The sequence below is a fragment of the Gemmata algarum genome (assembly GCF_034097035.1).
GTDB classification, from domain to species: Bacteria; Planctomycetota; Planctomycetia; order Gemmatales; family Gemmataceae; genus Gemmata; species Gemmata algarum.
Genome location: NZ_JAXBLV010000220.1, coordinates 25,084 through 38,309, shown reverse-complemented (window position 1 = coordinate 38,309; position 13,226 = coordinate 25,084). Strand labels below are relative to the sequence as shown.

The window sequence follows — 13,226 nt, the reverse complement described above, 5'->3', positions numbered from 1 at the left end:
TTCTTCGTGAAGGCTCACGGTGAGCGGGGCCGGCGCGTTTCCGGGAACCTTTTTGCGCCGCTGGCGTTTCATCAGTACCGGGCGCTCCCGCTCGCCCGTTCCGGAGACGCACATGCACACGGTCGCGATGCGGGCGTTCGCCGCGCTCGCCCTCGGTTTGGGCGCGGTCACGCTCCCGGTTCTCGCCGAAGACCCAAAACCCAAGCCGTCGAACTGGTCCGGTTACGTGTTCGTGGCCGACGTTGTTGGCGAGGTGGTGAAAGCCGACGACAAGAGCGTGACGCTGCGGATCACCTGGTTCGAGGCGCAGAACGGCAACAACCGCAACAGCCGGCCGCGGCTGTCGCAGAACAACCGTAACTTCCGCAACCCGTACTCGCAGAACATGAACCGCCCGAACCAGTCGAGGACGCAGTTGAAAGAGCAGCACCACGATTACGAACTGGAGTACGTTCCGGAGTCGCTCGTGCGGGTCAAAACCCTCCCGGTGAAATTGGACGACAAGGGGAAGAAGGTTCCGCACGACCAAAAGGAGATCAACGAGCTGCGAGCGCCGGGCGGGTTCCCCGGATACGCGGCGAATCGATCCGATCTGACCCCGGGCACCATCGTCGAAGTGCATCTGATCCGCGACAAGAGCGTGCCCGCGGCCAAGGCCGGCGAAGACGACTTGCGGGTTAAGTACGCGGTCATTCTGGGGCGCGACCCCAACCCGCCGAAGGACATCGGTAGCGGCGACAAGGACAAGAAAAAGGACGAGAAGAAGAAAAACTGATGCGATGCGGGCGCGATTTCGCCTGACGTGATGGATCGGAACTCACAGATCGCTCGGGGTTCAAGTCCCGAGCGATCACCGTTTTGCAGTTAGGCCCGCAACTCGGCCTGGGCTTTCTGCGCGGCGGCGACGATCTGCGCCTCCCAGTCGCGATCATCGGGCTGGAACGGGAACGTCACCCCGCGCGAACTGTTCACGATCGCGCCCAGCCCGTCGGGACGGTACGCGGCCTTAACGTCCGCCGCGGTGCCACCCTGTGCTCCGTACCCGGGCACCAGCAGCCACACGTCGGGCATCGCAGCGCGCAACTCGACCAATTCCCGTGGGTGGGTGGCGCCGACAACTGCACCGACATCGCCCAACCCGCTCTCACCGCGAGTAGGTGCGTTCCAGCGGGCCACTTCCTCCGCAACGTGGCGGTACACCGGCTTCCCGTTGCACACGAGGTCCTGGAACAGCCCCGCGCCCGGGTTGCTGGTGCGCACCAACACGAACACCCCGCGGTCACCCTTCTTCGCGGCGGTGAGGAACGGCTCCACCGCGTCGCGACCGAGGTACGGGTTGATGGTCAGGGCGTCGGCGTCCCACACCGGCAGCGTGCTGCCGTCGATGGCGCAGCCCGTGAACGCGGCGTCCGCGTAGGCGGTCGCGGTGGAGGCGATGTCCCCGCGCTTCGCGTCGAGGATGGTCACCAAGTTCATCCGCCGCGCCCGCGCGAGCAGGGTTTGGAGCGCGACCATACCGGGCGGCCCGAACAGCTCAAAGAACGCGGCCTGCGGCTTCACGATCCCGCAGTACGGCACGACCAGTTCGAGCACGCGCTGCCCGAACTCGGCGAACGCCCACGCCGCGCTCTGGTAGTCCGCCCCGAGTACCGCCCGGTGGCGCTCGCGGATGGCCCGCGGTAGCGCCTCCCAGCGCGGGTCGATGCCGACACACAGCGGCCCCTTGGCGCGAACCGCGGCGGCGAGACGGTCAGAGAACGAGGGCATGGTTCTGCTCCACTACGTGCCGGAAGCGTGAGCGAAGGCCCCGCGTGCGCGTGGCCGAGAGAAGGCCGTTGCTCCCCGGCCGCGCGGGCGTGTGCCGTCGCTCACGCTTCCGGCTCATCGGGCCGCGACTCACTTCGTCGCGGCCAAAAAATCGCGCACCGCGGCGTTGAAGGCGTCCGGGTTCTCCACGTTCGACAGGTGCCCCGCCCCCGGGATGTGGATCAGGGTGCTCCCGCGGATCTGGGCCGCCAGGTTCGCCGACGACAGCGGCGGCGTCACCCCGTCGTGCTCCCCCACCAGCACCAGTGTCGGAACCGTGACGCCCTTCAGCCCGGGGTTCGCGTCGGGGCGGTCGCGGAGCGCGACGAGGGCGGCGACCACGCTTTCCGCCGGCTGCTTCGCGGCCACGCCCCTCAGCCGCTCAACGACTTCGGGCTTGGCGTCGCGCGTCGCGTCGCTCAGCACCTTCGCCGCCATGCCTTCGAACAGGGCCGCGCTGCCCTTCTCCCGGGTCAGCTCGATGGACTTGGTGCGGTTCTCCCGGGTGCCGCTGTCGTCCACCCCGGCGCGGGTGTCGGCCAGGATCAGCCCGGCGAGTTTGTCCGCGTGCCGGCGGGCGAACGCGAGCGCCACGTACCCGCCCATCGACAGCCCGCCGAGCACCGCCTTCCCGATCCCGAGCGCGCCGAGGAACGCCGCCACGAGGTCGGCGGCGCTGTCGATCGTGAACGCGCCCGGCGACGATTCGCCGAACCCGGGGAAGTCCGGGGCGATCACCCGGGCGTGCGCGGCGAGCGCGGCGAGTTGCGGCTGCCACATGGAGCGGTCGAGCGGGAACGCGTGCAGCAGCACGAGGGGCGGCGCGCTGCCGCCGGTGTCGTCGTAACCGATCGTCGGGCCGCCGGGCAGCGTGCAAACAGGCATGTGAACGGACTCCGGGGCGACCTACTTGCGGCGCTTCCGCGGGCGCGGGGGGCGGCCGGGGGTGGGGAGAGCGTCGCCCCCGTCATCTTCCGTTTTCGGCCGCGCGTCGGCCAGTCTCAGGTCCAGCATCCGCCGCGGCAAATCGACCCGGGCGACGACCACCCGGACGCGGTCCCCCAACCGGAACCGCCGGTGCGTCCGCCGCCCCTCCAGCGAGTGCGCGCTTTCGTCGAACCAGTAGTAGTCGTCCACCAGCGAGGAGATGTGGACCAGCCCTTCGGCCGGGAACCGTTCCGCCTGCGCGAAGAACCCGTAGTCCGCGACGCCCGTGATGACCGCGTCGAGCTGCTCGCCGAGCCGCCCGCTCAGGTAGCTCAGGATGCGGGTCTTCACCAGCTCGCGCTCCGCCGTCTCGGCCCGCCGCTCCATCTTCGAGCAGTGCTCGCCCAGCGCCGCCAGCTCCTCCGTGTTCGCGCTGGCCGACCCGGTCCGGACCCACTTGTCGAGTAGCCGGTGGACCTGGAGGTCCGGGTAGCGGCGGATGGGCGAAGTGAAGTGGCAGTAGTGGTGGCTGGCGAGCGCGTAGTGCTCGTCCGGGACCGGCGAGTACGTGGCCTGCTTGAAGCTCCGCAGCAGCGCGAAGTGGAACGCGGCGCGCTCGGGCTTGTCGGCGGTCGCGTCCAGCACGCGCTGGAGCTCGTAGCGGTCCTGGGGGCGCTTGATCGGGTGGCCGAGGATGGCCGCGAACTGGGCGAACGCTTCGAGCTTGTCCTCGTTGGGCGCCGGGTGGACCCGCCGCAGGAACGAGACCTCGTGCGCGGTGAAGTGCTCCGCGACGGCCTCGTTCGCCGCGAGCATGAACTCTTCAACGATCTGGTGGCTCAGGTTGTGTTCGGCGAAGTGCGCCCCGCTCACTCGCCCGTCGGCGTCGTACTCCAGCACCGCCTCGGGCATTGTGAGTTCGAGCGCCCCGCGCTTGAACCGCTTCTTGCGCAGGAGGAGCGCGAGGTCGCGCATCCGGCGGATCATGGGGAGCAGATCGGGGGCCGGACCTACCCCCCCTTCAGGTGAGGGGGGAGAAGAAACATCCGAAACGGCTGGCGAATCGAGTTCGCTCGGCGCGGCCTCCGAGCTCCCCCTCCCTGCAGGGAGGGGGCCGGGGGGTGGGTTGCCTTTACCCGCCAGTTCGTCCAGCAGCGCCTGGACCTCGTCGTAGGTGAACCGCTTGCGGTTCCGGATCGCGCCGTTGAAGAACTCCACGTGCCCCTTTTGAAGCCCCGGGGTGAACTCCATCCGCACGGTTTTTACGTACCGGACCTTCCCCTCTTGCAGCGACGCCAGCCCGTTGGAGATCAGCTCCGGGAACATCGGGATGACCTTTTGCGGCAGGTACACGCTGGTCGCGCGCTTCCGCGCCTCAACGTCCAGCGCGCCGCCGGGCTTCACGAACGCCGCCACGTCCGCGATGTGGACCGTCAGCACCCAGTGCTTCGTCTTCGGGTCGATGGTGACGCTGACCGCGTCGTCGTAGTCCTTCGCGTCGGGCGGGTCGATGGTGACGACCAGCTCGTCCGTGAAGTCCGTGCGGCCGTGCAGGTCCGTTTCCGAGAACTGGCTCGCGACCTGCCGGGCCTCGGCCAGCGCGCTTTCCGGGAACGCTTCGGGCAGCCCGAACGCGCGGATCACCGAGAGCGTGTCCACCCCGGGCGCGCCGTTCGGCCCGAGCACCTCCGCGACGACGCCCTCGCCCCGCGCGTCGGGCGCCGGGAACCGCAGCATCTCGATGACGACCTTGTCTTGCGGCTTCGCCCCCTTGGCTCCCGGGTCGCCGACCGCGATGCTGTGCGCGAACAGGTTGCCGTCGACGCGCACGAGGGCGACCCGGTCGCGCTCGAAGTAGGTGCCCACGAACGTGCGGGTGGCCCGCTCCAGCACGCGCACGACCTCGCCGGCGGCGTCCTTGAGCCGGGTCGCCGCACGGGTGACCCGGGCCATCACCTCGTCGCCCGTGGCGGCGTCGAGGGCCTTGTCCTCGCGGATGTAGATCTCGGGCTGCGGCGCCCCGTCGACGGCTTGCGGCCGGACGAACCCGTGCCCGGCCGCGGAGCGCCGGTACACGCCGGCGACGGTGCCGTGCGCGTCCGCGGCGCGCAGCGTGTTGTTCTTGGCGAGCGCGAGCCGCCCGGTGCGGACCAGCTCGCGCACCGTCTTGCGGAACTCGGGGTAGTCGCTCTCGGGCAGGTTGAGCCGCTTGAACAGCGGCTTCGCCTTGAGCGGGACGTAGCTCTTCGCGGTCACCGCGTGGAGCACTTTCGCGAGAATTTCAGCCATAGATTTTTGGCGCGCCCCGCCCTCGCGGGCGGGGCGTCGGAGCGGCAACGAGCCCGGCCCGCGGGGCCGGCTCGCCGGGGTCAGTCGTACCCGCCGCCGGACTCGCCGAACAGGTCGCCGAAGGCCCCGCCCTTGTAGATGCGGCGGCCCAGGTTGTGGTTGTACGGCGTCCACGCGGTCGGGTTGTTGCGGTCGTCCTTCAGCTCGCGCAGCACCATGTGCATGCGCGTGTCCATCGCGTCGATCAGGTGCAGCAGCATCGCCTCGGGGGTCATCGGCACCTTCGGGCTGCCGTAGCTCAGCTCCCCGTGGTGGCTCAGGATCATGTGCTGGAGCCGGAGCATCAGCTCCCGCGGGAACGGCTCGCCGGTCAGGTCCGGCACCTTGGCCGCGGTCTCGGCGAGCATCGCCACCGCGATCGGGATGTGCCCGACCAGCTGCCCCTCGTCGGAGTACCCGAAGGCGCGCGAGAAGGTCAGTTCTCGGGTCTTGCCCGCGTCGTGCAGCAGCACGCCCATCAGCACGAGGTCGCGGTCCGTGCCGGGGTACAGCGGGAGCACCTTGTCCGCGATGTCCATCATCGCGACCGTGTGCTCCAGCAGCCCGCCCACGTAGGCGTGGTGCAGCTTCACCCCGGCCGGGCACGTGGCGAACGCCCGCATGAACGCGTCGTCCATGAGGAAGCACTCGGCGAGGGCGCGCAGGTGCGGGTTGCCGAGCCGGAGCAGGTAGCCCTTCAAGCGCTCCGTGAGCTTCGGGATGCTGTGCTCGGTCTGCGGCAGGAAGTCGGCGAACTCGATCTTCTGCGGCTCCACCCGCTCGACCGCCGTCAGGATGACCTGCAGCGCGCCCTGGAACAGTTGCACCTTGCCGGTGGCGTACAGGAAGTCGCCGGGGTCGAACCCGCGCGCGACGTTGTCGCCGGCGTTCCACATGCGGCCCTGGATGCCGCCGGTGCGGTCCCGCAGTTCTACAAGGAGGTACGGGTTCCCGTTCCGGTTCGCGCGGAGCTGCTTGTCCGTCACGAGGTACACGTCTTCGAGGTTGTCCCCGTCGCGGAGCTGTTCGACGAAACGGCGGGCCATGCGGGTGCGTGCTTTCTTGCATGAAACGTGAGAACGGTCGGCGCGGTCGCAACGCCCGCGGCGCGCGCCTACGGGCAATTGTACCGGTGCGGTCACCGGGGCGCAGGAAATCCGGCCGCGTACAATGGGGGCAAGAAGGCGCAGAACCTCATCCCCCGCTCCCGGCCCCCTCTCTTCCGCGGGCCGGCGGGACGAGAGGGGGCCGGGGGAGAGGTTCTCCAGGAGACCGTTTTTATGAGCGCAGTTCCCTCTCCGCGGCCGGTCACGGCCCCCGAGTTCCGTGCCGCGAAAGCCCGGGGCGCGAAGCTCGCGGTCGTGACCGCCTACGACTACACGTCGGCCCGGCTCTGCGACGAGGCCGGCGTCGATTGTATCCTCGTGGGCGACTCGGTGGGGATGGTGGTGCAGGGCCACCCGACCTCGCTCCCGGTCACGCTCGACGAGATGATCTACCACACCCGGTGCGTGATGCGGGGCGCGCGGCGGGCGCTGGTCGTCGCGGACCTCCCGTTCATGACGTATCAGGTGAGCCCGCGCCAGGCGGTCCGGAACGCCGGCCGGCTGATGAAGGAGGCCGGCGCCCACGCGGTGAAGCTCGAGGGGGGCGTGCGGGCGCGCGACGCCATCCGCGCGTGTGTGGACGCGGGCATCCCGGTGATGGGGCACGTCGGGCTGACCCCGCAGTCGGTCCACCAGATGGGCGGGTTCAAGGTCCAGCGCGACACGGAACAGCTCTTGGCGGACGCACTGGCGGTCGAAGTGGCGGGTGCGTTCTCGGTCGTGGTGGAAGGGGTGCCCGCGGACCTGGGCGCGAAGGTCACGGGCGCGGTCGGCATCCCCACCGTCGGGATCGGGGCCGGCGCCGGGTGCGACGGTCAGGTGCTGGTGTTCCACGACATGATGGGGCTGTACCCCGACTTCAAGCCGAAATTCGCGAAGCGGTACGCCGACCTGGGCGCGGCGATCAAGGCCGCGACGGAGCAGTACTGCCGCGAGGTCCGCGAGGGGGCGTTCCCGGCCGCGGAGCACACGTTCCGGTGAGACACGTTAATGCTCGTGTTGAAGGCCCCGGCCGGGTTTCGCTTGCGGTTCGACGAACTGGCGTTTGCACCGGGCGGCGACGCGCTGGCCGCCGCCCCGAGCTGGGGCGTGACCCTCTGGACCAGTTTCGCCGACGGGGCACGGGCCGAGGCGGTGCCGCTGGGCGACGGGGTCGCGTCCCAGCGGCTGGCGTTCGCGCCGGACGGTCGCACCTTGTTCGCCGGTAGCGACCTGCTGTTGGCCGTCGATTTGGCGTCGCGGGTCGTTCGGCGGGTGCCCCTCGACCGGTGGCACCGGCTCGGGTTTGGCGTCTCACCGGACGGCGCGCGGCTGATCGTGTCCGAACGGCTCGGCGGCACCGTTGGTGGGGCTGAGGGGACCCGGCTGACGTGCCGCCCGACCGACGACCTTGACCGCCCGACGTGGCAACTCATCACTCAGGCGGACGTTTTGCTGCCCCCCGCGTTCCCGCCCGGTAGCCATCAGTTCGTGCAGCTTGAGAGCACGCACGAACTGATGGCCGAACGGTGGTCGCCGCGGGTCGTCGTTCGGACGCTCGACACAGGTGCGGTGTTAACCGAAACCGATCTGCTTCCCGTTCCCGACTATCCGGACCAGGCCGCCCTTTCACCCGACGGGCTCACGCTGGTGGTTCGCCTTCGCGACCGCATCTACGCCAACCTGATCGGCGTCGCGGGTGCGGTTGAGGTGATCGCGAACCCCAGCCGGAAGCACTTCACCGGTATCGCGTTTCACCCGTCGGGCCGTTACCTCGCGGCCACGAGTAACGACAAAACCGTCAAGCTCTACGACACCACCTCCTGGGAGCTGACCAGAACCTTCACCTGGGACATCGGGCGGGTGCGCTCGGTCGCGTTCTCGCCCGACGGCACGCTCGCCGCTGCGGGCAGCGACACCGGCAAGGTCGTGGTTTGGGACGTTGATCTCTAACGTGGTGCATTTTCGAGAGCACGGCGCGGTCAGCATTCCTCAGCGAGTAAGCCGTGGAACTGCACCACGTCGCAATTCCGACGTTCGGCGCGACACATGCTGCGCGTTCTGAAATTCTCCCCTGACGCGCGTCAGAGCCGCGCGAGTCGTTCGTCTATCCCGTATCCGGAGCGCCCGCGGGACCGTCCGGGCGCGTCCGAAGGGAGCGGAGAGTTATTATGCCTGACCGCCGGTTACTCGTCGCTCTTCTGCCGTGTGTAGCACTCGGGCTGATCTCGGTGCCCGCCCCGGCCGAGGCCGCGCCGCAAGAAGACAAGAAAAAGCAACGGCAAGAAATTGAAGCCACGGTCGCGAAGGGGCTCGAGTACCTCAAGAAAGCGCAAGCGCAGGACGGGCACTGGGAGGCCCAGGGGGGGCAGTACCCGACCAGCATGACGGCGCTGGCCGGGATGGCGTTCCTGATGGAAGGGAGCACGCTGAAGGAGGGCAAGTACTCGGACCAGGTGAAGAAGGCGGTGGACTGGTTCCTGGCGCCGGCCCGGCAGCAGCCCAACGGCATGCTCGGCGACGTGCGCAACCCGAGCGAACAGGTCCGGTACATGTACGGCCAGGGGTTCGGCACCATGTTCCTGGCGAGCGTGTACGGCGAGGAGGAGGACAAGGAGCAGCGGGAGAAGCTGGAGAAGCTGCTCAAGAAGGCGGTGGAGTTCATCTGCAAGGCGCAGACGCTCAAGAAGCACCGCAAGGCCGAGGGCAAGGAGGTGGACATCGGCGGGTGGGGGTACGTGAGCGCCGCCGAGGGCAACAACTTCGACGAGGGGTCTGTCACCATCACCGCGCTCCAGGGGCTCCGCGCCGCCCGCAACGCCGGCATCCCCGTGCCCAAAGAGAACATCGACAAAGCGGTCAACTACCTCGAGGCCTGCACCACGCCCGACGGCGGGATCATTTACAACTACCTGGGAGAGGCCGCGCTCCGGGGCCAGGAGCGCCCGCCCCTCACCGCGGCGGCCATCTGCTGCGGGTTCAGCGCCGGGCAGTACAAGAGCGAGCTGCCGAAACGCTGGCTGAAGTACTGCAAGGCCCACGAGGAGACGTTCCTGGCGAAGGGGCGCCAGGCCCACGACGAGTACCAGACGTACTACTTCGGTCAGGCCATGTACGCCCTGGGAGACACCAAGTACGGCGACATGTTCCCGGACCAAAAGGAGAAGGACAAGTGGCTCACCTGGAGCCGGTTCAAGGACGTGTACTTCCCGCAAATCCTCAACAACCAGGACAAGTCGAGCGGTGCGTGGGAGCAGGGCCAGGTCGGCCCGGTGTACGTGACCAGCATCAACCTATGTTTGCTCCAACTCGAAAAGGACCTTCTCCCCATTTACCAAAAGTGACGCCCGACGGTAGGTGTCCCGTGCAACCTCGGGCCACGAAACTCGCCTTTTCCAGCGAACGACAGAGCGGCGCGTGACCGGCGCGGCCGACGGGCTATCATTGGGAGTACCCTCCCGAGGCCCGACGATGCCCGACGATCTGTCCGCGACCCGCGTGTCGGGACCGAACTCGCCCCACGCGCCCGATTCCAGTGCCACCGTCGCCCGGTCCGCCGATCCGCTCACGGCGCGGCGGCAAATGTTGGGCGAAGAGGTGCCCGCCGTGCCCGGGTACGAGGTCGCCCGCGAGCTCGCCCGCGGCGGCATGGGGCGCGTCCTCGCCGCCCGCGACCTCACGCTCAACCGCCCGGTCGCGATCAAGGTGCTGCTCCCGCGCGGCGGCCGCGACGGCGCCCGGCGGTTCGTCACCGAAGCCGAAATCACCGCCCAGCTCCCGCACCCCAACATCCCGCCGGTTTACGCCCTGGGGCGGTTCGGCGACGGCATGCCGTTCCTCGTAATGAAGCTGATCGAGGGGCGCACCCTCACGGCCCTGCTCCGCGACCGCGCATCCCCGGCCGAAGAGCTGAACCGGTTCGTCCAGATCTTCGAGCACGTGTGCCTGGCCGTCGGGTTCGCGCACGCGCGCGGCGTCGTCCACCGCGACCTGAAGCCCGCGAACATCATGGTCGGCGAGTTCGGCGAAGTGCAGGTCATGGACTGGGGGCTCGCCAAAACTGCCGGGGGACCGGAAGCACCGACCCGAGAACAAGGAGCCGAAGACGAACCGAAAACGCTCGGCGACAGCACCAGGCCGCCGGACGTGTTCTCGTCCGACCACAGCACCGAAGTGACGGCCGCGGGCCAGGTGCTCGGGACGCCCTCGTACATGGCGCCCGAGCAGGCCCGGGGCGAGCCCGTGGACCCGCGGGCCGACGTGTTCAGCCTCGGCGCCGTCCTGTGCGAGGTGCTCACCGGCTCGCGCCCGTTCGCGGGGCGCCACTCGACCGAGGTGATCGGAGCGACCGCCGCGGGCCTCCTCGACGAGCCGCTGGCCGCGCTCGCTGCGAGCGGCGCGCCTGCGGAGTTGGTGGAGCTTGCCCGGCGCTGCTTGGCGCCCTGGGCCGCGGACCGCCCGGCGGACGGTAAGGCGGTCGCGGACGCGGTCGCGCGTTACCGCGCCGGGGTGGAAACCCGGCTCCGGGCCGCCGAAGCGGAGCGCGCCGCGGCCGAGGTGAAAGCGACCGAACAGCGCAAGCGCCGCCGGGTGCAACTGGCCCTACTCGCGGCGGTGGCGTTCATGCTTCTCGGCGCAGCCGGAACCGGCTGGTGGCTTGACCATAAGGCCGCCGAGCGCCGGATCGAAGCCGAGCGGGCCGAGCGCGACCGCGCCGCCGCCGACCAGCGACAGAGCGAGAAGGACGCCCGCGCCGCCGCCGACAACCGGCGTGCCCTGGCCGCCGACCTCGACCGGTGCGAGGCCGCGCTCCGCAACGACGACGCTGCCACCGCCGCGCTCGCGCTCGCCGACGTCACGCGCCGGGAGGGCCAGCCCGGCGGCGAGGAGTTCGGTGAGCGCATCGCCCGGTGCCGCGCCGACCACGCTCTGCTCACGCGCCTCGATGAGGTCGAGAACTTCGCCTGGACCCCGGTGAACGGGCTGCTGCCCCTCGCCGCCGACCTCCAAACCCGGTGGGCGGCGGCGCTCGCACAAGCGGGGATCGTACCGGGCGCACCGCCGGCCGAGACCGCCCGCCGCGTGAACGGGTCGCTGATCCGCGACCGGGTGCTGCTGACCCTCGACCTGTGGCTCGGGGCCGCCGGCACGGCCGACCTCGCCGCCCTCCTGCACGAGGCGGACCCGGACCCGACCCGCGACGCCGTCCGCGCGGCGGTTCAGGCGCGCGACGGGGCGGGACTGGCCCGGCTCACCGCGGCGGGGCTCGGCGACCAGCCGGCGCGGTTCGTGATCGCGCTGGCCGCGGCGGTGCGCCCGGGGCTGTCGCCCGCCCGGCGGCGGGCGCTGCTGGCGGCGGAGTGGGACCGGGCGCCGGGCAGCGTGCGGGTGCTGATGGAACTCGGGGGCACGTACCCGATGAACTCCAAGGAGGGCGCGGCCGAGCGGGCGCGGTGGTTCCAGGCGGCCGTCGCGCTGCGCCCGCAGAGCGTGATCGCGTGGAACAAGTTGGGGATCGCGCTGCGCGACGGCGGGCAGTACGACGAGGCGCTGGCCGCGGCCCGCGAGGCGCTCCGCCTCGACCCGCGCGACCTCAACGCGCTGAACATTAAGGCGATGGCGCTGCGGGCGAAGGGCGACGGCCCCGGCGCGGTCCGGGTGTACGAGGAACTGATGCGCGTCGATCCGAACAGCCCGTACCCGGAGTTCCACAACAACTACGGCACCGCGCTCGCCACCGCCGGCGACCTGCGCGGGGCGATCGTCAAGTTCCGTAAAGCGTTGGAGATGAACCCGAAGTTCGCGACCGCGCACGCCAACCTCGGGAACGCCCTGCTGCGGACCCGCGAACTGGACGCGGCGGTGCAGAGCCTGCGCGCGGCCGTCGAGTGCGACCCGCGGTCCGCCGTGGCGCACGCCGACCTCGGCCGCGCCTTGGAGCTGAAGCGCGACACAACCGGTGCGATCCGCGCGTACCGTGAGTCGCTGAAGCTGAACCCGGCGGACCCGGGTATCGCTTCGGCCCTGGGACACTTGCTGTGGGACCGGGAAGACTGGGACGGCGCGATCGGCGCGTTCCGCGACGCCCTTCGTTACGCCCCGGCGGAACCCGGGCTTCACAACAACCTTGGGATGCTGTTGCGCCAGACGGGCGACCCGCGGGGGGCCATTTCCGCCCACAAGGAAGCGATCCGGCTGGACCCGAAACACCTGCGAGCGCGGTACAACCTGGGGATTGCTTTGCGAGCCGCGAACGACCCGGCCGGGGCCGTGAAAGCGTACCGGGAGCTGCTCGCGCTCGACCCGAACCACTCCGCCGGGCACAACGGTCTGGGCAACGCCCTTCGGGATCTGGGCGATCTCGACGGCGCGATCGCCGAGTTTCGCGCCGCCCTGAGTATCAACCCGAGGAACGGCCCCGCACAACAGAACCTCACTGACACGTTGAAACAGAAGGACCGCACCGCTCCGCGACCGCGAGAGGTCAAGCGCTCGTAATCGCTAAGCACACGGCCGAGGCTGCTTGTGACGGTTTTAACGAGTCGCGACCGCCCGGGAGCGGGTGACGTATCCCGCTCCCGGGCGGTCGCGGCTCGTTAAAACGCCTGCTTAGACGGAGCGAAAACCAGCGTCAGCATCGAGAGGCCATGCCGCGAACTTGCTCAGGACGACCGGTCAGAAGTCGTCAGATCAGGTCGCAAGGCTCTGCCCCTACTGAATTTGTGACGTTGCGACTTTCGGTGAGCGGACTTTTGACCGGAAGTCCTTAACAAGAGAAACGTTCGGGGCGCGGCCGCGGGAAGTCTCCTTCCCGCGGCCGCGCCCCGAACGTTGATGTCACGTATCACCGCCCCGATCAACGACCGCAACCGGGAGCGAGGAACGCAATTATCACCACCGGCAGCGGCAGGCCCAATAGCAGGGCCGCGAGTCCCCAGCGGATCTTACCCAAACGGCTCGTCGGTTGTTCGTGCGGGGTCATATCGGTGCTCCGGCAACGGAGAGAGTGAAAAGGCGATCAAGTCCGGCGGCCGTCTCTGACTGGCCGGTCGAAATTATTGCAAGGCGCGTGCCGGAACC

Annotated in this window: 10 protein-coding genes; 5 read left to right on the top strand and 5 right to left on the bottom strand. The window is 69.5% G+C overall.

Annotated features, from left to right (window positions below; all coding sequences use genetic code 11):
* Positions 1-112: 112 nt before the first annotated feature.
* Positions 113-775, top strand: a complete 663-nt coding sequence (locus tag R5W23_RS26550; RefSeq protein ID WP_320688975.1) for a hypothetical protein — start codon at positions 113-115, stop codon at positions 773-775.
* 89 nt (positions 776-864) lie between these two features.
* Here R5W23_RS26550 and pyrF read toward each other — a convergent pair whose 3' ends face one another.
* From pyrF to R5W23_RS26530, 4 genes are all read right to left on the bottom strand, one after another.
* Positions 865-1,767, bottom strand: coding sequence for an orotidine-5'-phosphate decarboxylase (gene pyrF, locus R5W23_RS26545; protein ID WP_320688974.1), 903 nt, complete (start codon positions 1,765-1,767; stop codon positions 865-867).
* A gap of 129 nt (positions 1,768-1,896) precedes the next feature.
* On the bottom strand, positions 1,897-2,691 hold the full coding sequence (locus R5W23_RS26540; protein WP_320688973.1) for an alpha/beta fold hydrolase: 795 nt from the start codon (positions 2,689-2,691) through the stop codon (positions 1,897-1,899).
* Positions 2,692-2,712: 21 nt separating this feature from the next.
* Positions 2,713-5,022 carry a ribonuclease R family protein gene (locus R5W23_RS26535; protein WP_320688972.1) on the bottom strand — a complete coding sequence of 770 codons (2,310 nt, stop codon included), beginning with the start codon at positions 5,020-5,022 and terminating at the stop codon, positions 2,713-2,715.
* A gap of 80 nt (positions 5,023-5,102) precedes the next feature.
* Entirely contained in the window at positions 5,103-6,107 is a 1,005-nt protein-coding gene (locus R5W23_RS26530; RefSeq protein WP_320688971.1) for a 3'-5' exoribonuclease YhaM family protein, read from the bottom strand.
* Positions 6,108-6,341: 234 nt separating this feature from the next.
* Here R5W23_RS26530 and panB point away from each other — a divergent pair, with 234 nt between their 5' ends.
* From panB to R5W23_RS26510, 4 genes are all read left to right on the top strand, one after another.
* On the top strand, positions 6,342-7,148 hold the full coding sequence (gene panB / locus R5W23_RS26525) for a 3-methyl-2-oxobutanoate hydroxymethyltransferase (RefSeq protein WP_320688970.1): 807 nt from the start codon (positions 6,342-6,344) through the stop codon (positions 7,146-7,148).
* Between the two features lie 9 nt (positions 7,149-7,157).
* Positions 7,158-8,099 carry a WD40 repeat domain-containing protein gene (locus R5W23_RS26520; protein WP_320688969.1) on the top strand — a complete coding sequence of 314 codons (942 nt, stop codon included), beginning with the start codon at positions 7,158-7,160 and terminating at the stop codon, positions 8,097-8,099.
* A gap of 218 nt (positions 8,100-8,317) precedes the next feature.
* Positions 8,318-9,490, top strand: coding sequence for a prenyltransferase/squalene oxidase repeat-containing protein (locus R5W23_RS26515; RefSeq protein WP_320688968.1), 1,173 nt, complete (start codon positions 8,318-8,320; stop codon positions 9,488-9,490).
* 127 nt (positions 9,491-9,617) lie between these two features.
* Entirely contained in the window at positions 9,618-12,644 is a 3,027-nt protein-coding gene (locus R5W23_RS26510) for a tetratricopeptide repeat protein (RefSeq protein ID WP_320688967.1), read from the top strand.
* 358 nt (positions 12,645-13,002) lie between these two features.
* On the opposite strand, the gene R5W23_RS26505 is transcribed toward R5W23_RS26510, so the two are convergent.
* Positions 13,003-13,128: a hypothetical protein gene (locus R5W23_RS26505; protein ID WP_261190226.1), complete on the bottom strand. Its 126-nt coding sequence runs from the start codon at positions 13,126-13,128 to the stop codon at positions 13,003-13,005.
* Positions 13,129-13,226 lie beyond the last annotated feature (98 nt).

Excerpts from the sequence above, each read along its gene's own strand:
- R5W23_RS26550 (WP_320688975.1), top strand. The coding sequence starts at position 113 with ATGCACACGGTCGCGATGCGGGCGTTCGCCGCGCTCGCCCTCGGTTTG.
- pyrF (WP_320688974.1), bottom strand. The coding sequence starts at position 1,767 with ATGCCCTCGTTCTCTGACCGTCTCGCCGCCGCGGTTCGCGCCAAGGGG.
- R5W23_RS26540 (WP_320688973.1), bottom strand. The coding sequence starts at position 2,691 with ATGCCTGTTTGCACGCTGCCCGGCGGCCCGACGATCGGTTACGACGAC.
- R5W23_RS26535 (WP_320688972.1), bottom strand. The coding sequence starts at position 5,022 with ATGGCTGAAATTCTCGCGAAAGTGCTCCACGCGGTGACCGCGAAGAGC.
- R5W23_RS26530 (WP_320688971.1), bottom strand. The coding sequence starts at position 6,107 with ATGGCCCGCCGTTTCGTCGAACAGCTCCGCGACGGGGACAACCTCGAA.
- panB (WP_320688970.1), top strand. The coding sequence starts at position 6,342 with ATGAGCGCAGTTCCCTCTCCGCGGCCGGTCACGGCCCCCGAGTTCCGT.
- R5W23_RS26520 (WP_320688969.1), top strand. The coding sequence starts at position 7,158 with ATGCTCGTGTTGAAGGCCCCGGCCGGGTTTCGCTTGCGGTTCGACGAA.
- R5W23_RS26515 (WP_320688968.1), top strand. The coding sequence starts at position 8,318 with ATGCCTGACCGCCGGTTACTCGTCGCTCTTCTGCCGTGTGTAGCACTC.
- R5W23_RS26510 (WP_320688967.1), top strand. The coding sequence starts at position 9,618 with ATGCCCGACGATCTGTCCGCGACCCGCGTGTCGGGACCGAACTCGCCC.
- R5W23_RS26505 (WP_261190226.1), bottom strand. The coding sequence starts at position 13,128 with ATGACCCCGCACGAACAACCGACGAGCCGTTTGGGTAAGATCCGCTGG.